This is a genomic window from Draconibacterium halophilum, from assembly GCF_010448835.1.
Taxonomy (GTDB): domain Bacteria; phylum Bacteroidota; class Bacteroidia; order Bacteroidales; family Prolixibacteraceae; genus Draconibacterium; species Draconibacterium halophilum.
On the sequence record NZ_CP048409.1, the window covers coordinates 2,079,766 to 2,099,476 of the forward strand.

Annotated in this window: 16 protein-coding genes, 2 tRNA genes and 1 other RNA gene; 9 read left to right on the plus strand and 10 right to left on the minus strand. The window is 40.1% G+C overall.

Annotation, left to right across the window (positions count from 1 at the left end; genetic code table 11):
- Nucleotides 1–11: 11 nt before the first annotated feature.
- The 5 genes from G0Q07_RS08335 to G0Q07_RS08355 all read right to left on the minus strand — a co-directional run bounded on the left by G0Q07_RS08335 (nt 12) and on the right by G0Q07_RS08355 (nt 6,021).
- Nucleotides 12–1,775 carry an ABC transporter ATP-binding protein gene (locus G0Q07_RS08335; protein ID WP_163345655.1) on the minus strand — a complete coding sequence of 588 codons (1,764 nt, stop codon included), beginning with the start codon at nt 1,773–1,775 and terminating at the stop codon, nt 12–14.
- Complete coding sequence (locus tag G0Q07_RS08340; RefSeq protein ID WP_163345656.1) at nt 1,765–3,510, minus strand: ABC transporter ATP-binding protein; 1,746 nt, start codon at nt 3,508–3,510, stop codon at nt 1,765–1,767. The genes G0Q07_RS08335 and G0Q07_RS08340 overlap by 11 nt, the downstream gene beginning before the upstream one ends.
- A 124-nt stretch (nt 3,511–3,634) precedes the next feature.
- Nucleotides 3,635–4,477, minus strand: a complete 843-nt coding sequence (locus G0Q07_RS08345; RefSeq protein ID WP_163345657.1) for a hypothetical protein — start codon at nt 4,475–4,477, stop codon at nt 3,635–3,637.
- A 14-nt stretch (nt 4,478–4,491) separates the two neighbouring features.
- On the minus strand, nt 4,492–5,448 hold the full coding sequence (locus tag G0Q07_RS08350; RefSeq protein ID WP_163345658.1) for a glycosyltransferase family 2 protein: 957 nt from the start codon (nt 5,446–5,448) through the stop codon (nt 4,492–4,494).
- Between the two features lie 21 nt (nt 5,449–5,469).
- A complete protein-coding gene (locus G0Q07_RS08355) occupies nt 5,470–6,021 on the minus strand; it encodes a DUF4199 domain-containing protein (protein ID WP_163345659.1) in 552 nt (183 codons plus the stop codon).
- Nucleotides 6,022–6,269: 248 nt separating this feature from the next.
- Between G0Q07_RS08355 and ffs the strand changes: the two genes are divergently transcribed.
- The 3 genes from ffs to G0Q07_RS08370 all read left to right on the plus strand — a co-directional run bounded on the left by ffs (nt 6,270) and on the right by G0Q07_RS08370 (nt 6,681).
- An RNA gene (gene ffs, locus G0Q07_RS08360) (signal recognition particle sRNA small type) lies at nt 6,270–6,369 on the plus strand.
- Nucleotides 6,370–6,507: 138 nt separating this feature from the next.
- A tRNA-Thr gene (locus tag G0Q07_RS08365) sits at nt 6,508–6,581 on the plus strand.
- A 15-nt stretch (nt 6,582–6,596) separates the two neighbouring features.
- A tRNA-Tyr gene (locus G0Q07_RS08370) sits at nt 6,597–6,681 on the plus strand.
- A 77-nt stretch (nt 6,682–6,758) separates the two neighbouring features.
- On the opposite strand, the gene G0Q07_RS08375 is transcribed toward G0Q07_RS08370, so the two are convergent.
- The 4 genes from G0Q07_RS08375 to pheT form a co-directional block, all read right to left on the minus strand.
- A complete protein-coding gene (locus tag G0Q07_RS08375) occupies nt 6,759–7,910 on the minus strand; it encodes a universal stress protein (protein WP_163345660.1) in 1,152 nt (383 codons plus the stop codon).
- Nucleotides 7,911–8,123: 213 nt separating this feature from the next.
- A complete protein-coding gene (locus G0Q07_RS08380; protein ID WP_163345661.1) occupies nt 8,124–8,993 on the minus strand; it encodes a universal stress protein in 870 nt (289 codons plus the stop codon).
- Between the two features lie 164 nt (nt 8,994–9,157).
- The gene (locus G0Q07_RS08385; protein ID WP_163345662.1) at nt 9,158–10,060 is read right to left on the minus strand and encodes a DMT family transporter; all 903 of its coding nucleotides are present in this window, start codon (nt 10,058–10,060) and stop codon (nt 9,158–9,160) included.
- Between the two features lie 72 nt (nt 10,061–10,132).
- Nucleotides 10,133–12,583, minus strand: coding sequence for a phenylalanine--tRNA ligase subunit beta (pheT, locus tag G0Q07_RS08390; protein WP_163345663.1), 2,451 nt, complete (start codon nt 12,581–12,583; stop codon nt 10,133–10,135).
- A gap of 235 nt (nt 12,584–12,818) precedes the next feature.
- Here pheT and G0Q07_RS08395 point away from each other — a divergent pair, with 235 nt between their 5' ends.
- From G0Q07_RS08395 to G0Q07_RS08410, 4 genes are all read left to right on the plus strand, one after another.
- The gene (locus G0Q07_RS08395) at nt 12,819–14,939 is read left to right on the plus strand and encodes a M3 family metallopeptidase (protein WP_163345664.1); all 2,121 of its coding nucleotides are present in this window, start codon (nt 12,819–12,821) and stop codon (nt 14,937–14,939) included.
- A gap of 358 nt (nt 14,940–15,297) precedes the next feature.
- Nucleotides 15,298–15,843 carry an RNA polymerase sigma factor gene (locus tag G0Q07_RS08400; protein WP_163345665.1) on the plus strand — a complete coding sequence of 182 codons (546 nt, stop codon included), beginning with the start codon at nt 15,298–15,300 and terminating at the stop codon, nt 15,841–15,843.
- On the plus strand, nt 15,797–16,366 hold the full coding sequence (locus G0Q07_RS08405) for an anti-sigma factor (RefSeq protein ID WP_163345666.1): 570 nt from the start codon (nt 15,797–15,799) through the stop codon (nt 16,364–16,366). The genes G0Q07_RS08400 and G0Q07_RS08405 overlap by 47 nt, the downstream gene beginning before the upstream one ends.
- A 120-nt stretch (nt 16,367–16,486) precedes the next feature.
- The gene (locus G0Q07_RS08410) at nt 16,487–16,987 is read left to right on the plus strand and encodes a DUF4252 domain-containing protein (RefSeq protein ID WP_163345667.1); all 501 of its coding nucleotides are present in this window, start codon (nt 16,487–16,489) and stop codon (nt 16,985–16,987) included.
- Nucleotides 16,988–17,118: 131 nt separating this feature from the next.
- Here G0Q07_RS08410 and G0Q07_RS08415 read toward each other — a convergent pair whose 3' ends face one another.
- On the minus strand, nt 17,119–17,964 hold the full coding sequence (locus tag G0Q07_RS08415) for a Nif3-like dinuclear metal center hexameric protein (protein WP_163345668.1): 846 nt from the start codon (nt 17,962–17,964) through the stop codon (nt 17,119–17,121).
- Between the two features lie 336 nt (nt 17,965–18,300).
- On the opposite strand from G0Q07_RS08415, the gene G0Q07_RS08420 reads away from it, so the two are divergent.
- Both G0Q07_RS08420 and G0Q07_RS08425 read left to right on the plus strand, forming a co-directional pair.
- Nucleotides 18,301–18,528 (plus strand): 4Fe-4S dicluster domain-containing protein, encoded by a 228-nt coding sequence (locus G0Q07_RS08420; RefSeq protein WP_163345669.1) that lies wholly within the window; start codon nt 18,301–18,303, stop codon nt 18,526–18,528.
- Between the two features lie 59 nt (nt 18,529–18,587).
- Nucleotides 18,588–19,709, plus strand: a complete 1,122-nt coding sequence (locus tag G0Q07_RS08425; RefSeq protein WP_163345670.1) for a 3-methyl-2-oxobutanoate dehydrogenase subunit VorB — start codon at nt 18,588–18,590, stop codon at nt 19,707–19,709.
- The last annotated feature ends 2 nt before the right edge of the window (nt 19,710–19,711 follow it).

Consider the following 19,711-nt stretch of genomic DNA (forward strand, 5'->3'; position numbering starts at 1 on the left):
GAAAACAAAAACTAACTATCCATTGTGCCCTGCATCAGTAAATTAAGGGCTTCGTTGAAAGAGCCGGCAGCAGTAATTTCTCCTGAATTTACAAAAAAGATCTCGTCGGCATTCTCGATGGTATTTAAGCGGTGAGCGATAATAACTTTTGTCGTCGATTCGGGCAAATTGCTAATGATCGTTTCCAGTTGTTGTTCGGTAACGGTATCGATATTGGCAGTGGCTTCATCAAGAATTAGCAGCTCGGGTTTGCGCAAAATGGCCCGCATAAAAGCAATCAGCTGTTTTTGCCCCAGGCTTATTCCATCACCGGTCATTTGAATTGGCGTTTCCAGTCCACGGTCGAAACGTTGCAATAAACTTCCCAGCCCGGCTTGTTCCATCAATTGTTCGAGCTCGTCATTGCTCATCGATTTTAATGCTTCATTTCCATAAAGAATATTTTCCCTTACGTTTCCCGTGAAGAGAATTGGCTCCTGCAAAATGACTCCTATTTTATCAGCTCTTTCACTTGCTTTGTACGATTTTATATCGCGGCCATCAAGCAGCAGCGTCCCTTTTGTGGCATCGTATAAGCGGGCAATCAATGAGGCAGTGGTTGTTTTTCCACCACCGGTTGGCCCGATAAAAGCATAGGTTTTTCCACGCTCCAGGTTAAAGCTTACTTTGTGCAACACTTCTTTTCCGTTTGGGTAGCTAAACGAAACATCTTTAAAATGCACAAGCGATGAACTTGCATGTGTTTCTTTGTCGTGGTTTATGTTCAGGTTGCTTTCCAATGAGAGCAAATAGGAGATTCTGTCCCATGCTGCCAGGGCTTGTTGAAAGTTGGCCCAAAGTATGGCTAGCTGTCGTAAGGGATTGTAAAAGTTGGCAACGTAGGCAATAAAACTAATCAGCAAACCAACGCTAAAATTCCCCTGAATAATGAGCCAAATTCCTAAAGCTAGAACAATCAATTGTCCTACATTAGCAGCAAAAGTATAAACCGGGTTGAGTACATTGTTGGCAATACCGGCATAAACCGAGCGTCTGTAGTTTTCCTGGTTCACTTTCATAAACCGTTTACGGAAATAATCGCGACGGTTAAAAGCCACTACCACTTTAAAGTTGGCCAGACTTTCCTGTATTTCGGCCGATAAATTACCCAGGCTTTCAAGGCTGGCCTCGTTTTTACGACGAATCCACGGCGAAATAAGTTTGGTAAATATCAACAGGAAAAGGGCAGGAGAGAGTGCTGCCAATCCCAGTGGTAGATTGATCGCCAATAGCAGAATTCCCGCTCCGGTCATGGTAATTATTCCGCCAATAAAACGCATCAGCGATTGCGAGAAGAATTCATTTACTTTTTGTGTGTCGTTATTGATGCGTGAAATGAGATCGCCCGACTTGTTTTGGTTGAAAAAATCGAGCGGTAATTCCTGTAATTTGTTAAATACTGAGTTGCGAAGACTATACAACATTCGCTGTCCGATGCCGCCCATCATAATCATTTGCGCGTAATTTACGAAGAAAGCCAGTATGTACATGGCCAGTAAAATTCCGGCAAAAAGCAGCACTCCATTGTAATCTTTGGTTTGCACGTAATTGTCGATTGTATATCCAATAACATATGCTCCCGCTAAACTTAATCCTGCATTCAACGAAATTGCTGCAAAAGCTATTATCAGGTTACGTCGTTCGCCACTAATAATTGCAACCAGTTTTTTTAACGATGCCAGTAAAGGGAGTTTCTTTACTGCATTTTTCGATTTTTTATCCAGATTATAATTCATAGTGGTTTGTGCTTTTTTGTGAATTATAAATCTGAATGTATTCGGGCGAGTGTTCTTTCAAGTAGTCATGACTTCCTGTTGCAACTATTTCGCCTTCCATCAGCAGAATAATCTGATCAAAATCTTTTACCGGCGCAATTTTCTGCGTTACTGAAACCAGCGTTAGGTCGGGATAGTTTTTATGAATATTGGCAAGTATTTTATCCTCGGTTTTACGATCGACACGCGATGTGAAATCATCGAGCAGGAGTATTTTTGGATTCAGTGCTAAAGCACGCGCCAGCATAATACGCTGTTTTTGTCCGCCCGACAAACTGGTTCCCCGCTCCGATGCTATGGTATCGAGCTTTTGTGGCAGGGTATTGGTGAATTCAGAAAGTTCGGCTGTTGCTACTGCCTTTTGCAGGTCTTCTTCAGAAACCTTGTCGTTAAAAGCCACGTTTTCCCGAAGGCTCATGTTGAAAATTACATTGTCCTGAAAAACAAAGCCAACCTGCCGGTTCAGTACTTCGCTGGTATAGTCATTTGCCTGAACATTGTCGATGGTAACCTCTCCTGATTCAGGAGGAATAAGATTGGTAAGCAAATAGAGTAACTGACTTTTTCCGGCAGCTGTTGGTCCGATAATCGCTGTTTTACTTCCGGCTTTTATATCGAATGAAATATTCTTTAGCACCGGTTTTTTATCGTAACTAAGGTTTACTTTTTCGAGCTTTATATTTCCTGCAATTCCGGATGCTACCGTTCCTCGGTCGACAGGCAATTTTGCATCCAGTACTTGTCTTATTCTGCTGTGTGAAGCCGTTGCCGAGGCGATAATATTGCTCATAAATCCAATCATCATAACCGGAAAAATTAGCATCATCACATAGCTGTTAAATGCAGCAAAATTACCAAGTGAAAGCGACCCCATAACCACATAATGACCACCCAATGCCAGAATGATTACGATGGCGAAGTTGGCAACAAAAGTTACTATGGGAATAAGCACGGAAAAAAGGCGAACAATGGAAAGTCCCAGATCACGCGACTCAACGTTTTTTTCTACAAACTTCAGAATTTCGGGTTGATGTGCGTTTAATACTCTGATAAGTGCCGATCCTAAAATACTTTCGTTTATAACACGGTTAAGGGCATCAATTAATTCGCGACTTTTCTTAAAAAGAACTTTTACTTTTTTGAATACAATATAAAATGCCACCGACAAAATGGGCACTATCGTGAGCACCGCCAGTGCCAGCTTCCAGTTGATGGAAATAAGCAAAACAGCCACCCCGATGATAACAAACAACGACGAAATAATGGATACAAAAGCTTGCGAGACAAACATCTTTACTGAATCCATATCAGAGGTAAGGTTGGTAAGGAGTTTCGAAGGGTTTGCTTTTAGGACAAAGAGATAGCTTTGCTGTGAAATTTTTTTGGCCAGTTTGTTGCGCAAATCTTTGGCCACTTTTTCGGCGGTAAGTGTTTGTACTACTCCCTGAAGAAAAGTAAAAAGGAATATGCCGAATGCAGCCACCATAAACTCTGTAATAATATTTCGTGCATCGAATTCGTTAGCCGTAAAAGCATCAATAGCACGTGCTATAATACGCGGAATAAAAAGGTTAATACCACTCCCTGCTAATGCCATTAAAGTTAAGCCTGCGACAAGTAGTTTGTAGGGGCCAAGTACACGAAACAAGCCTCCGCGTTGTTTTGCTGCTGTGTTTTTATTTTGCGTTTTGCGCATGTATCAAAAAATGTGGTGCAAATCTATCCAATTAAACCGTTCAAAGCCCAAAATGATTAAATGGATGCCAACTAATTGATGAAAAATTTTTCGGAAATTTTACAACATGCAGATTAACAGTTCTTTATTTTTGCTGAGTAGGTGTTGTTGTTGGATCATTGCGCTCGGATAGATTGAAATACTGAAAGGCCTGAAATGTAAATGGAATAATTAGGAGGGTGGTGGTAACAACCGAAGAAATACCATTAAGCACCCAAAACCAATTTGGATAATCAGTGGGATTGGTCATCTCGGAAGAAAAAATAGTTGATGAAATGCCCATTATCATTGATGGAATAGAAAGAACAAGGCCAACTACGTATACAATAATTAAGGCAATAAGGTTGAGCAAAAGTGTATTCCACCAACTTGAATTTACCAGTTTCCACGAGCGACTCATCGCATCGCCAATTCCTTTCTTTTCGAAAATAAGTATGAATACGATTAGTGACAGGGTGTTGGCAAAATACAATCCGGGCACAATAAACATCATGGCACCAAAAAATACGATAATTACAAAGATGAGGTTAGCCCCAAGCGCCAGGAAACTATTCGAAAAAAAATTCGGACTAATATCAGCCAGTTTAAAATTTCCTTTTCCGTGTTTTATGTAAGCCTCAAGATAGCTGTAGTAGGTGCCAACAAGTAGCGACTGCACAAACAGACCAAAAAACATAAACATAAACAGATTGAGGTAGAAAGGCCCGATGTCGGCCATAAGACTTTCGGGATTGGAAAGATCGAACTGACTTAACACATTACGTTGAAAATATACCTGTGCACCGGCATATAAAACAATAAAAGGCAGCACATAAATACCTATCATTCGCAACAACGCTTGTGATTCTTGTTTTAAAAAATCGAATGAATCGGAAATGATAACACCCAGGTCGCGTTGTTTGCGAAATCGGATTTCTTTTTGCTCCATGAAATAATAAGGCTTTATTCAAATGTCTTTATATCAATTTGATATTTGTTACGCTCGCTTGCACTTCTCGAAACCAGTTCGCCAAGGAATCCTGCCAGAAAAAATTGTCCACCAATAATCATTGATGTTAATGCAATATAGAAATACGGGCTATCAGTAATTAAATGACCGGTAATACCCTGATTCAGCTGAATGATTTTTTCAACGCCGAGGTAAGCTGCCGCTGCAAATCCAACAAAAAAGATGAGTGCCCCCAAAATGCCAAAAAAATGCATGGGGCGTTTCACAAAGCGCGAAATAAACATTACCGAAAGTAAATCGAGCGGACCACGAACAAAACGCTCGAGGCCAAATTTAGTAACTCCGTATTTGCGTTCGGCATGTACAACTACTTTTTCGCCAATGTTATTGTAACCGGCCCATTTTGCAAGTACCGGAATGTAGCGGTGCATTTCGCCGTAAACTTCAATGCTTTTTATTACATTTTTACGATAAGCTTTCAAGCCACAGTTCATGTCGTGCAACTTAATTCCACTCATTCGGCGAACTGTCCAGTTGTATAATTTGCTGGGTATGTTTTTGGTGAGAACCGGGTCGAAACGTTTCTTTTTCCAGCCCGAAACCAAGTCGAAACCGTCTTCTTTTATCATCCGGAATAACTCCGGAATTTCATCGGGACTATCCTGAAGATCGGCATCCATGGTAATAACTACATCGCCCTGAACAGCCTCAAAACCGCAATATAATGCAGCAGATTTTCCGTAATTTCGCCTGAATTTAATTCCTTTAATGCTCGAATTTTCTTTTTGAAGTTGCTCTACCACTTTCCATGAATTGTCGTGGCTTCCATCATCAATCATCATAATTTCATACGAGAAATTATTTTTCTCCATCACTTTTTTTATCCACGCCGCCAGCTCGGGAAGCGACTCCTCTTCATTAAACAGGGGAATAACTACGGAAATATCCATTAAAATCGCCTTTGTAAATTATTAATAAGAATCTTCAACTTTCTTTTTTGCAATTGCTGCAACTATAAGCGAAATTATGATTCCGCCAATCAGCCCTGACATTGCTGTTTGTTGTAGTGTTTTTGCTATTGTAGGCACCTCTTCAAATTGTTCCATTGCCTGGTCGATATTTGCATCAGGAACGCCATTGCTTTCCATAAATGCCAGGGTTTTTTGCTGCATTGTAGCCATAAGGTTTTCCATGTAATCGGGAGCAATAAAGCTGTGGAAAATGAAATTATAAATCAGCAAGATTACCGTTGATACTATTATTACCAGCATCGCAAACTTAAAAGCTTCAACAAAACTAATGTAACCTCCAAATTCTTTGTTTCTGTAATTCTTTGTGAAGATTAACAGCACAACAAATGATATTACCAGTGATGAAATGGCGATAATTACTGAACCAAACATCCCCATTGATTCCATAAGGCCACCGGCCCAGATAACGACACTAAGAAAAATAGAAATTAAAGCTGCGTAAATACCATACGTTAACGATGATTTTAAAAGAGTAGAAGATTTTTGTTCCATGATGTTTGTTTTAATTATAGGTTTGACAAATATAAATGATTTTTTGTAGCAATAGCTTAAATCCATGTATTGATAGTAGTATCTGGATACAAGCCTGAACAAATTTATGTGATTTTACAAATTTTACTTAAAAATTTACATGTGTTTATGTTTCATTTTCAATCTGATATGTATTCGCAAAGCTTTTAAAATTACGCTATGTGTAAATTTTGTTTGGCGGAAGAACAAAATTTTCTACTTTTGTCGCCGGGTAAGTCCTGTGCGACCAGCTCCTGCTGAATCCCCCCAGGGTCGGAAGGCAGCAAGGGTAGGCGGTTGTAGCGGTGCGACACAGGTAGCTTACCCACTTTTTTAGAAAAGAAAAAGCGTTCAGAAAAAAGTGGTGAAAAAGTTTAAAAAAGGTATTGTAGAATTAAAAAATAATTCTTTCCTTTGCAGCCGCTGATTTGAAACAGCAACGTTCAAAAAAAAATATTGATACAATAAGCCGAATTAGCTCAGTTGGCCAGAGCACGTGATTTGTAATCTCGGGGTCCCCAGTTCGAATCTGGGATTCGGCTCATATAAAATACTTTGGGAAGATACCGAAGCGGTCAAACGGGGCAGACTGTAAATCTGTTGGCTCAGCCTTCGTAGGTTCGAATCCTGCTCTTCCCACCAAAGGGAATAACTGAAAAGTTGTTCCCTTTTTTTATGCCTTTTAGTGAGAATCTCTCTGACTGTTAATGAGAAAAAAATTAGTGCGCCAACTGTGGCATTTCCTTCTCTTGAGATACCGGAAATATCAGGATAGGAACATTTGTTTTAGCCATAAGTGTTGATACCAGGTCGGTGTGGAACAGTTTGTAAAATCCTGAATGTTTTACTTTAGACAGCGAAATAATGTCGATGTCTTTGTTTGCCACAAATTCTTCGATTCCTTTTATGAGGTCCTTGCTTTCGAAAAATTCGCTTCTGATGTGGTATTCGCTGTAATCTTTATCAAGCATTGCATTTAATTCGTTCACTTTTTCCTGTTGCTTTTGAGCATTATTCATATCAAAATGGACGCAATAGATTTTTTTCTTGAAAGGCTTCAGAGTCTTTAGTAACTTATTGAGTGACGATTTATCAGCATCGTAAAAATCAGTTGAGTACATTACATTTATCTGTTCTTTTCCTTTAAAAACCGCTGATAACGGAACTGCCAAAACGGAGTGATGTGTTTGTTCAATTACATTTATAAGCGTTTTTCCAAGGAACTCGCCATCGACACTTTTCTTTGCTTTGGTTCCCATTAAAATTAGATCAGGATTATAGCGTTTGCAGGCTGCGGTAATAACATTCTCAGGCGTTCCTTTTAGCATTCGATAGTGTATTTTTACGGCGTTAAAAAGCTCAGGAGGAACTTGTTTTTTTAGTTCTTTGCTGAAATTTACCAGTTTCTGTTCTGCTTTTTCGTGCGCTTCTCTTAGCTCCATCCTGACATATTTTTCCCAGGAAGCCGTATAACGACTTGGGTGGTTGAAATTCGGGTCAGGATAAACGTATAGAACCTTGATCTCGGCATTTTCTTTTATAGCCAGTCTAATGGCATATTGGCACAGATTCATGCAGTCTTCACTAAGTTTTACAGGAAAGAGAATCTTTTTCATATTGGTAAAGCTTGCATCATCTTTTACCTTGTCGAGATCGTACTCTTTGTGTAGCTGCAAAAGTTCAGCAATTGCTTTTTCCGATTGCCGGGCTTTCACCTTCAATAGTACTTCATCGGGATTATATCGCTCATCAGACGTCAGTCCCTCGTCGGTAAAAAATACTTCAATTCCCTGCTGCTCCAGCTTGTCTTTTACAAAAGATCCCAACTGCGGTGTCGAAATTCTAAGAATTGTAACTAATTGATTTTCCATAATATTATCATACTTAATGATTCATTTTATTTGTTTTCCATAGTTCTCACCCAACGCGGCTTTTTTTTTACCGACAGACTAATGGCTTCTACTTTTTCTTTCGCTTCAACAATCATTATCTCGGCATTGCTTTCGGCTGTTGTAATATCTTCGTTATAAATATTTTGCGTTATTTCTTAAATATGGTCAGTCCTAATTTTGGGTTTAGCAGTTTTATATGTCATCCAAATCATATTTTTGCGTTACACCACCAACGGTAAAAACCGGCTTTTTACAACCGTGTACAATCTCTGAAACAAATTTTCCGATTTTTTTACCGGTGAATCTTGATTCCTGGTGGGTTCGAATAATTATCATTCCGGCGTTCACCTCTTCAGTGTAGTTGAGTACTGCAGTATGTTTTTCCTGATCGTGTATTTTAACAATTTTAACCACGCACTCAACACCCCTTTTTTCAAGCATCTGTTTAATCTTTCCGGCATTTTTGTACGCCAGGCTTTTGGTTTCTTCAATATCGATGTGGAGAGCGGAAACAATGTGAATTTTTGCTTTCAACCGTCTTGCGAAAAAAGTAACCCAGTACAGCCTTTTTTTTGTGCCTTGAATAATGTCGATCGGTACTACTATACTTTTAATTTCTGTTATCGGATATTCTTTGTTAACCGAGAGCACCGGACAATACGATTTGCCTACATAGCGACTAATGTCGGCTCGTGAAAGATGCTCGTTGTTAGCATGTTCACTTTTATCTATCATTACAAAGTCGTATCCACCGCGTTCTGATTCGGCAATCAGCGTGTTGATTATCTTTCCCCATCCGATTCTTAGTATTATGTTATCCGGAATGTCGACACCAAGACTTTTATTTACAAACTCTGTAAACTTGTTTAGGGCTTCCTGGTGACGAATTTGGTTCCGTTTTGATTTTGGATTGTGAAGAAACGCCGGCCCTGTTTTTAAAACGTCGAGGAGAAAAATGCGCATGTTTAATGCATTAGCAAAAAACAAGGCTTGTTTCAAAATGCTTTCTCCATCTCGGTTTTGAGGGATGTGTGTCAGAATACTATTCGATCTATAGTTCATCCTTGTCCTTGTTGAAAATTATATCCCAGCGCAATGCTAAACAGGTTGTTGCAGCTCCTTTATGTTTTAACATATACGGAAATGGAGGAATTAGTTACAGAATTCAAATAAACAACATATAAAATAATGATGTTAAGGCGGGAGATAAAATTGTAGAAGAAAAATTACCGCGATTTATTTTTGCGGGCAACCAGAACAGCACCAATAAAAACAAGTAGTGCGCCAGCAATGGTAACCATTGAAAACCGCTCGTGTTCCACCCACGAAACATTAAGCTCGGTTAATATTCCCATAGTAATAAAAGTAATCATCGGATTGAGAATAATGATTATACTGACTTTATTGGCTTCAATATATTTTAAAGCATTTCCGATGCAGGTATAGGCAACAAATGTGTTGGCACCCAAAAATAGCAGAAGCAACCACCAGGTCCAGTGTAATTCAAGCAGTGGTTGAAACTCAATAAACGGCAGGTACAATATGGCAGGTAATCCAAACAACATCAGGTTTAAACTATCGACTGAATGATTACGAACCAGTTTCTTTTGTATAATGGCATAAACCGACCAGGCAACAGCACCCGAAATCGTTAACAGGATACCCAGCTTGTATGTACCGGCGGTTTCGAAAAAAGCCTGTAACTGATCGCGGTAGAAAAAAGAAAAACCAAGTATTGCGATGGAAAATCCAATGATCTGATTGCGGAGTAGTTTTTCCTTAAAAATGAGAAAGCCGGCGATAGCTAAAATAAGCGGTCCGGTTTGAATAAAAAGCTGGGCATTGCTTGGTGTTGTATGGTGGATTCCCAACATATAACCCATGTAATTCCATGAAAGGGCCAGCGCAGCAAGGATTAAAAGTATAGGCGGCTTTACTAGAATCTTGAATGATTGCGGCGTTTTAAAAGCCTGCCAAGTGGCCAGAATAATAAAAGCCACCACAAAGCGCATCCAAACCACGGTAATCGGATCGACTTTACGCACGGCAACTTTTAAGGCAATGGCTAAAAAGCCCCAAAGGAAAGCTGTTATAGCTGCGTAAATGATGCCTTTTCTGTAGTTTTGCATACTACTTGATTACTCGAAACAAATATCCCGGAAATATTTCCGGGATGTTTGTTTGTTTTTATGTTGTGATTTTTATCTTAATTCTGCTCCAAAATCCCGCTCAAAAGCTTTTATTAACTTTTGCATGCTCTTGTCAATCTGCTTGTCTTTTAGCGTTTTGTTGTCATCGCGCAGGATGAAACTTACAGCATATGATTTTTTACCATCAGGTACACCTTTACCTTCGTACACATCAAACAAGTCGACTTCGCGCAATAGCTGGCGTTCCATTTTAAAGGCAGCTTCTTTTAACTGGCTAAACTTAACCGGCTTGTCAAGTAACAAGGCAAGGTCGCGACGAACTGCCGGGAATTTAGGAAGTTCGTCAAACAATACTTTATGCTTTTTATGTGCTTTGAAAACACTGTCCCAATTAAAGTCGGCGTAATACACCGGGTTTTCAATTTCAAATTTCTTCAACCATTTTCCGGCAACAACACCTAATTTCAGTACAACTTTATTATTGAGTGTATAAGCCAGCGCTTCACAGAATAACTCGTCCTCACATTCGTCAATCTGCATTTTATCTATGGAAAGACCAAGTCGTTTCAGAATATTTTCAGCATATGTTTTTAAGCCGTAGAACGAAGCAGCTTCTTCTTTCATCGTCCAGCTTTCTTCTTCTTTGTTACCGGTCACAAATAGTCCCAAATGACTTTCTTCCCAGTAATTATTAGCCGGCTGATCTTTTAACTGCGTTCCTTTATAAAAGTAGGTGTTCCCAAATTCATAAACTTTCAGGTTTTTATTCTGACGGTTGGCATTGTAGGCAATACATTCCAATCCTCCGAACAACAAAGTCTGGCGCATGCCATTTAAATCGGCACTTAGCGGATTGAGCATTTTTACACTTTGCTCATCTTTGTATTCTTTTAATCCTTCGTAGTAGCTCGATTTTGTTAACGAGTTCGACCAGATTTCGTTAAAACCTTGAGAAGTCAGCATTTCTGCCACCAGGTTTTTAACACTGTCAGGATTTGGTTTATCAGCAGTTTGCAACGAAGATTTTACCTGGGTGGGAATTTCAATGTTGTTGTAACCGTAAATTCTAAGGATTTCCTCAATTACATCGGCTTCACGTTTTACATCAACACGGTAAGCCGGAACCAGTAATTCCAAACCTGTTTCGTTCTCGCTTTCAATTTTTATTTCCAGCGATTCCAGGATACTTTTTACGGCATCAGCACCAAGATCTTTACCGATTAAACGGGTGATGTTTGCAAACGAAACACTCACTTTAAAATCTTCAATCGGCTCCGGATAAATATCAATAATGTCAGAAGAGATCGTTCCTCCGGCAATTTCTTTAATCAATAATGCGGCACGTTTAAGCGCATAGATTTGTCCGTTTGGGTCAACACCACGCTCAAAACGGAACGATGCATCAGTATTTAAACCATGACGACGAGCTGTTTTACGAATATAAACAGGATCGAAATACGCGCTTTCCAAAAACACGTTTTTGCTTGTTTCTTTCATGCCTGATTCGATACCTCCGAAAACACCACCAATACACATGGCTTCTTCGGTGTTGCAAATCATCAAATCGTTTTCGTCCAGTTCACGTTCCACTTCATCAAGCGTTGTGAACTTGGTTTTGGCCGGTAATGTTTTTACAATCACTTTTCCACCGGTAATTTCATCAGCATCAAAAGCGTGCAAAGGTTGGCCGGTTTCAAATAACACAAAATTGGTAATGTCAACAATATTATTTATTGGTGAAAGACCAATCATTTTTAATCTGTTTTGCAACCATTCAGGCGACTCTTTTACCTCGATTCCTGAAATCGTAACCGCTGCATAACGCGGGCAGGCTTCAGTATTTTCAACTTCAACAGGAATTGCCAGATCGTTGTTGTCAACTTTAAAGTCGTCAACCGATGGTTTCGTATATTTAATGTCTTGTGTCTTTTTCAGGAACGCTGCCAAATCGCGTGCTGCTCCGATATGCGAAGCTCCGTCGATACGGTTGGGTGTAAGATCGATTTCAATTACCCAGTCCGATTCAACATTAAAATAATCTTTTGCCGGCATTCCCACTTTGGCGTGAGGATCAAGTACCATAATACCGTCGTGCCCTGTACCCAGTCCAATCTCATCTTCGGCACAAATCATACCCATCGACACTTCGCCACGGATCTTCGATTTTTTAATTTTAAATTCCTGGTCGCCATCATAAAGCGTAGTTCCAACAGTAGCCACAACAACTTTTTGTCCGGCTGCCACATTTGGCGCACCACAAACAATTGGTAAAGCTTCATTGGTGCCAACATTTACAGTTGTTTTGCTTAAATGGTCCGAATTGGGGTGTTGCTCGCAGGTAATAACTTCACCAATTACCAAACCTGCCAAACCTCCTTTTACTGTTTCAACCTCTTCTAAACCGCCTACTTCTAAACCGGTTTGCGTTAAAATATCGCAAATCTCTTCGGGCGATTGCTCCAGTTTAATGTAATCTTTTAACCAGGAATATGAAATCTTCATCTTAAAATGGTTTTTCTGTCAATTTTTTTGAATCGCACAAAAGTACTGATTTTTATAACATATACATAAGTAGGTTTCTGCTAATCACAAAGAATTAAAGCTGGCTGCTCAGTTCATGGACGATTTTCTGTGAAAGCTATTCAAAACCATAAAAAACTTGAATTCTGTCATTTATGGATGGAGTTAAAAATATTATCTTGCGCAGCTTATTACAAAAATCACTAATAATTAGAAAATGAAGAGACTGCTATTTTTTGTTTTTATTCTGGGGGTTGGGGTCATATCGTGCCAAACTCAGAAAAAGGAAAGTACAAGTAACATGGAAAATCCGTTTTTTAAAGAATGGAACACGCCATTTGGTGTTCCTCCGTTTGATGAAATTAAAGTAGAGCATTATGTGCCCGCTGTAAAAGAAGGAATTAAACAACAAGAGGCTGAAATTGAGGCTATTGTTAATAATTCTGAAGCGCCAACTTTCGAAAATACAATTCTGGCTTTCGACAAGTCGGGGGCTTTACTGAATAAAGTGAATGGTGTTTTTGGCCCGCTTAGCAGTGCTGATACCAACGACGAGATGCAGGCTGTAGCACGCGAACTTTCGCCACTTCGTACTGCACATCGTAATAATATTGCAATGAATGCCGGCTTGTTCGAGCGCATTAAAGCAGTTTACGATAAACGCAATGAGCTGGATTTCGATCAGGAGCAAATGCGGGTAGTTGAAAAATATTACGAAGACTTTGTTCGTGGCGGTGCCAATCTTTCGGATGAAGACCAGGCAAAAATGAAGGAGATAAATATCGAACTTTCGGATTTATACCTGCAGTTTGGCGAAAATCTGCTGGCTGAAACCAACAAGAACTTTAAACTGGTTATTGATAATGAAGAAGATCTTGCCGGTTTACCTGAAGATGTAATTGCACGTGCAGCCACTGCTGCCGAAAAAGCCGGAGAAGCCGGGAAATGGGTGTTTACAATGGCAAAACCAAGCTGGATTCCTTTTCTAACTTTCTCTGAAAAACGCGATTTGCGTGAAGAAATTTACCGCGCTTATTTTATGCGTGGCGACAATAACAACGAGAACGACAACAAAGAGATCATCAAAAAGATCGTTCCTTTACGCGATCAGAAAGCCAAATTATTGGGTTACGAGAATTTTGCTGCTTACAAAGCAGATGTAAACATGGCCAAAACACCTGAGGCTATCACCGACTTCCTGATGGAATTGTGGGAGCCTGCACTTTTGATGGCTAAGCAGGATGTGAAAGACATGCAGAAGATCATCGATCAGGAAGGTGGCGATTTTAAACTGCAATCGTGGGACTGGTGGTATTATTCAGAAAAACTGCGTAAAGCAAAATTTGATTTGGACGAGGCGGAAGTAAAACCATATTTCAGTTTGGAAAATGCCAAAAAAGGAATCTTTTATGTGGCCGACCAGCTTTACGGTTTGAAATTTATCGAGCGTGATGATCTTCCGGTTTACCACGAAGAAGCAGAAGCTTATGAAGTTCAGGAAGCCGATGGATCGCATCTTGGCGTGTTGTACATGGATTTCCATCCGCGCGATGGAAAAAGGGTAGGAGCATGGTCAACCAGTTTCCGTCCTGCATCCTATGTTGATGGAGAGCGTGTTTCACGTATTGGTTCAATAGTGATGAACTTTACTCGTCCTGCTGGCGACAGTCCGGCATTGTTGAGTTTTGATGAGGTTAGTACCTTCTTCCACGAGTTTGGCCATGCATTACATGGTTTATTTGCCGATGGTCCATACGACAGAACTGCTGGTAGCGTGCCACGCGACTTTGTTGAGCTGCCATCGCAAATTATGGAAAACTGGGCAGCCGAGCCTGAGGTAATGAAAGTATACGCCAAACATTATAAAACAGGCGAAACTATTCCTGATGAGTTGCTGGCGAAACTGATTAAGGCGGGAACCTTCAACCAGGGATTTATTACCGGTGAATATGTGGCTGCGTCGTTGCTGGATATGGATTACCATACTACCGAAAATCCAACGATTGCTGATGTAAATGCTTTTGAAAAAGAATCGATGGATGCTATTGGTCTGATACCAGAGTTTATTCCTCGTTACCGCAGTACTTATTTCTCACACATTTTCTCGGGCGACGGATATTCTGCAGGTTACTATGTATACATCTGGGCAGCAGTTTTAGATTCTGATGCTTTTGATGCATTCAAACAAACCGGCGATATTTTCAATCCTGAGTACGCGGCGAAATTCCGTACTTTACTTGAAAAATGTGGATCGGACGATGGGATGACCATTTACCGTAATTTCCGCGGACAAGAACCATCGAAAGAGCCATTGTTACGTAAACGTGGTTTATTGTAAGCAGTTATTCTAAACGAATATGATATAGAGAAAGGTCGCCAGTGGCGGCCTTTTTTGTTTTGAAAAGTCATTCCTTTCTCTGTCTTCGCATTTTAAAATTTTTCCCTTTTAAGGGAAAATGTCGATAGACAAAAGGGTATTGTAACCCTGTATTTACTTTACCCCTCACCCTACCGGGAGCTCCCCTCAAAAGGGGAGCCTGACAGCGTAGCTTCTGTGTTCCATATATTCTCAGATGGGGTGTTGATTATTCATCGAAATCATTTCTTTCAAAAAAATAGGCAAGAGATGTAATGCTTTTGTAACGCCTGCGTCTTAACTTTGAAAACAAGCAAAAACGAAAACAAAAAAGGAGCACATGGTTGCCAAAGATTTTAAAACAAGTGTACTACCGGTTAGTAAAAAGTTGCTTCGCTTTGCAACGCACTTTTTACACGACGAAGAGCAAGCGCGAGATGTGGTACAGGATGTGTTCTTGAAATTGTGGCAGCGAAAGGAAACGCTTGAAGAAATAGAAAACATTGAGGCTTTTGCCATGCGAATGACACGGAACCGTTGCCTCGATGTGATAAGAGCAAACAAAACAGTTCCGATTGATGAAGATATCGACCGAAGATTAAAGGCGAAAACGATAGACGTTCATTCAAAAGTTGAGTTAGGCGAATCGGCAATGCAAATAAAAAAGCTGATAGGGCAACTGCCCGAGTTACAGCAAAATGTAATGCACATGCGAGATATTGAACAACTCTCGTACGACGAAATTGCCGAAGCCACCGGACTTCAACGAAATGCGATAAGGGTAAACCTTTCGAGAGCACGAAAAAAAGTGCGCGATGAATATTTAAAGATCAACAGAAATGATGAAAACACAAGAAATACTACGATTACTGCAACGCTACTTTGATGGCGAAACTACCGAGGCTGAAGAGCAACAATTGTATGCTTATTTTCAGTCGGGAGAGGTAGCTGAAGAGTTGGCAGAGTACACCGAATTTTTTGGAGGAATAGCAGAGTTGTCGAATGTGGAAGACGATGCGACCATTGAAGACGATGTAATGGACTACATACTTGAAAGTGAGCACCGTGATAAAACAAAATACCTCACCATGTGGAAAACGGTAACCGGAATTGCCGCATCAATAATCATCGTTCTTGGTGGTTTCCTGTTCTACCAGGAGCAGCAAAAACCTTATGACGATACATTCGACAATCCAGAAGAAGCTTATGCTTATGCAGCCAAAACACTTCAGTTTGTCGGGAGTAAGTATAACGAGGGATTGGCGCACTTATCAGATTTCGAAAAACTAAGAAAAGGAAATGAGCCAATAAAAAAAGCAACGGAACCAGTTGTGGAGTTTTATGAAGGAATTAGAAAGATAGAAACAACAGAAGCAAGTAGCCCGCTACAGGATTTAGATAGCTTGTAATTAGCGGAAAGCTTCGATTTGAAATAGTGAAGAAAGCATTCAGTAACGATGCAGTTGGCGCGCATTCTGCACGTTCTGGATGGAAACAGAAAAGTATAAACAATTAAAAAAACGAATATCATGAAGAAGTTATTATTGATTTTAGCAGTTGTATTGCCCATGGCAGTGCTTGCACAGAAAAGTCCGGTTGACAAGCTCTTTGAAAAATATGCCAACCAAAAAGGAATGACTACAGTAAACATCTCAGGGAAACTGTTAGGGTTTGCTGCTCAGCTTGAAACGGGAGATAAAGAAACCCAGGATTTATTATCAGGTTTAAACGGCGTCCGCATTTTGGCGGTTGAAGATGATGAGTTGAATAAAAAGCTTGATTTTTACAAAGAACTGGAAGCTGATGGTTTTTTCAAAAACAACGATTTTGAAGTGTTGATGGAAGTAACTGAAGACGATGAAATAGTTCGTTTTCTTGCCCGCGATGCCGGAAACGGAAAAATATCAGATTTAATTCTTGTGGTTGGAGGAAACGACAATGCCCTTATCAGCATCAGCGGAATTATCGATCCTGAGAATATTGGTAAAATTACCAAGGCCGTTAATGTTGATGTAGGTGATTTTGAATAGTTGAGTATACCATTTTAATCTATCCATATCTATTAGAAATCCGGGTTTTACCCGGATTTTTTTGTGCTTTATGAGATAGTCACACTGAGCGAAGTCGAATTGTGATTTCAATTCGAAATTATTTTCAGGAATTAGAAGGTTACAAAATTAGCCTCATTCTGAATAAAATGAATTGGCACGTCTTTTACAAAACCTTTCAGCCATTCCGCACAATACTCCATACCGGCTTCTTCCGATTTTATATGGCCAACGAAAATAACGGCTTTGTTTTTTCCCAGTGTGGTGGCATCATTGGCGTAAAGGTAGGTTTCCCATTCGCTGGCTTCGCCGGCAACCATCACCTCAACCTCGGGCATATTTAGCATTTGAATATGGCGAGCACCACCGGGGGCTCCAACAGCAAGCCCCACTTTTGTAAATTTCATTTTGGGGTTGCCAATCACACGAACAGTCTGTAGCCCCAATTGGCCTTTTAATTCACGCGCAAAGTCCGCTAATTGTTTCTCCGGCATTTTATATAGTGTTCCTGCATCGTTTACCTCATAATTCTTCCATCCGAGTTTATTCATCATTCCTGCATATATGCCATCCGGTTCTGTCATATGAATATGATCGTGAAATCGAAATACCACAAGCTTGTTGTTTTCTATAAATTCCCGCTTTTCATGATAAACAGGATCGGTTGCATAAGCATCGGTTTCATCCAGGTGGTTATAGAAAATTGGTTCGTGGGTAATTATAAAATTGCAATTCATTTCAACTACTTTCTGCAAAGTCTTCATATCAGCAAACATACACACTGCAATTCCTTTTATTTCTGTATCAGGATTGCCAGTTTTAAAAACGTCAACCGTTGTTTCAGCCCAATCGCAGGTAACATGCTCTTTCATTAGGTTCACTACCGAGCGGGGAGTTTGTTTATTTTGTGCTAATGTCCAAATTGGCAGGATTAGTGCAAAAAGCAAAAGTTTTTTCATTGGTTTAAATTTAAAATGGTATTGATGTCATCAAAAGTAAATAATTTTTATCGGTAGTGGTGCCGCATGACTGCAATTGCTGGTGTAAAACATAGATATTGTTCAATATACCTAAATAGAAAGCAACAATAGTTGCACACATTTTATGTTGTAAAAAATAGTTTTGTCAACAGAGTAGAAACTCAAAATAATTTACGGTGATAAAATTCGAATCTGAAAGAAAAAATCCATTAAAAATTAAGAACTCAAACCAGTGGATATAAAAGTCTGAGAAGCTGATTTTTATAGGGTTTTTACCTTGTTCGGATTATTAATTTTGTAAGAAAATTGATAAAAATGGCAAAAGTAAAAGGAGCAGTTGTTGTTGAGAAGGAGGGCTGCAAAGGATGCAGTCTATGCGTGGAGGCTTGTCCGCACGATGTATTGGCATTGCACAAAGAGGTAAACAGCAAAGGTTATCATTATTCGTATATGAGAGACCCTGATGCTTGTATTGGATGCGCCAATTGTGGTGTTGTTTGCCCGGATACCTGCATTACGATTTATCGTGTAAAAGCAAGCTAGTAAAGGATTAATTTAGAAATTAAGGATTAATCAATCAATCGACAATTAAAAAATTAGATATGGGAGAATTAAGATTAATGAAAGGTAATGAGGTGTTGGCCGAGGCTGCCATCCGCTGCGGATGCGATGGTTATTTTGGCTATCCCATAACTCCTCAGTCGGAAGTGATGGAAACACTTATGGCACGTCAGCCCTGGAATGACACCGGAATGACAGTATTACAAGCCGAAAGTGAAGTTGCGTCGATAAACATGGTGTACGGTGCTGCTGCAACCGGTAAAAAGGTAATGACTTCATCATCGAGCCCGGGCATTAGCCTTATGGCCGAAGGAATCTCATACGTTGCCGGAGCTGAACTGCCCTGTTTAATAGTAAATGTACAGCGTGGCGGCCCGGGACTGGGTACAATTCAACCGTCGCAGGCCGACTATTTTCAGAGCGTAAAAGGTGGCGGTCACGGCGATTATAAATTGATTGTGCTGGCACCGGCATCGGTTCAGGAAATGAATGATTTTGTTGATCTTGGTTTTGAATTGGCCTTTAAATATCGCAATCCGGCAATGATTTTAGCCGATGGTGCCATTGGTCAAATGATGGAAAAAGTGGAGTTGGCCGACCAAAAGCAACGCTGGACAAAAGAAGAAATTGAAAAAATGAGTGGCGATTGGGCAACTGTTGGAAAACATGCAAGCCGCAAAAAGAATATTGTTACCTCGCTTGAAATGGATTCGGATATAATGGAAGAAAATAATAAACGCTTCCAGGAAAAATACCGAAAAATGGAAGAAGAGGAAGTACGCTACGAAGCCATTCAATGCGACGATGCAGAATTTGTTATCGTAGCATTTGGAACTTCCGCGCGAGTTTGTCAGAAAGCAGTGGAAATCGCCCGGGCAAAAGGTTTAAAAGTTGGCTTGCTTCGCCCGATTACCTTGTTCCCGTTCCCTAAAAAAGCGATACAGGAACTGGCGCGAAAAGCCAAAGGTTTCCTTTCGGTTGAAATGAGTGCCGGACAAATGGTGGAAGACATTAAGCTGTCGGTTTACGAGGCCGGAAGCAATGCACGTGTGAATCATTTTGGACGAATGGGAGGTATTATTCCTACACCCGACGAGGTGGTTGACGCACTGGAAGAGAAATTTTCGTGGGAGTTAAGTTATGGAGTTAAACGTAGTTACTAAAC

Coding starts and splice junctions, on each gene's coding strand:
- G0Q07_RS08355 (WP_163345659.1), bottom strand. CDS start 6,021: ATGGAACAAAAATCTTCTACTCTTTTAAAATCATCGTTAACGTATGGT.
- G0Q07_RS08340 (WP_163345656.1), bottom strand. CDS start 3,510: ATGCGCAAAACGCAAAATAAAAACACAGCAGCAAAACAACGCGGAGGC.
- G0Q07_RS08415 (WP_163345668.1), bottom strand. CDS start 17,964: ATGAAAAAACTTTTGCTTTTTGCACTAATCCTGCCAATTTGGACATTA.
- pheT (WP_163345663.1), bottom strand. CDS start 12,583: ATGAAGATTTCATATTCCTGGTTAAAAGATTACATTAAACTGGAGCAA.
- G0Q07_RS08400 (WP_163345665.1), top strand. CDS start 15,298: ATGGTTGCCAAAGATTTTAAAACAAGTGTACTACCGGTTAGTAAAAAG.
- G0Q07_RS08345 (WP_163345657.1), bottom strand. CDS start 4,477: ATGGAGCAAAAAGAAATCCGATTTCGCAAACAACGCGACCTGGGTGTT.
- G0Q07_RS08410 (WP_163345667.1), top strand. CDS start 16,487: ATGAAGAAGTTATTATTGATTTTAGCAGTTGTATTGCCCATGGCAGTG.
- G0Q07_RS08335 (WP_163345655.1), bottom strand. CDS start 1,775: ATGAATTATAATCTGGATAAAAAATCGAAAAATGCAGTAAAGAAACTC.
- G0Q07_RS08420 (WP_163345669.1), top strand. CDS start 18,301: ATGGCAAAAGTAAAAGGAGCAGTTGTTGTTGAGAAGGAGGGCTGCAAA.
- G0Q07_RS08375 (WP_163345660.1), bottom strand. CDS start 7,910: ATGGAAAATCAATTAGTTACAATTCTTAGAATTTCGACACCGCAGTTG.
- G0Q07_RS08350 (WP_163345658.1), bottom strand. CDS start 5,448: ATGGATATTTCCGTAGTTATTCCCCTGTTTAATGAAGAGGAGTCGCTT.
- G0Q07_RS08380 (WP_163345661.1), bottom strand. CDS start 8,993: ATGAACTATAGATCGAATAGTATTCTGACACACATCCCTCAAAACCGA.
- G0Q07_RS08385 (WP_163345662.1), bottom strand. CDS start 10,060: ATGCAAAACTACAGAAAAGGCATCATTTACGCAGCTATAACAGCTTTC.
- G0Q07_RS08395 (WP_163345664.1), top strand. CDS start 12,819: ATGAAGAGACTGCTATTTTTTGTTTTTATTCTGGGGGTTGGGGTCATA.
- G0Q07_RS08405 (WP_163345666.1), top strand. CDS start 15,797: ATGATGAAAACACAAGAAATACTACGATTACTGCAACGCTACTTTGAT.
- G0Q07_RS08425 (WP_163345670.1), top strand. CDS start 18,588: ATGGGAGAATTAAGATTAATGAAAGGTAATGAGGTGTTGGCCGAGGCT.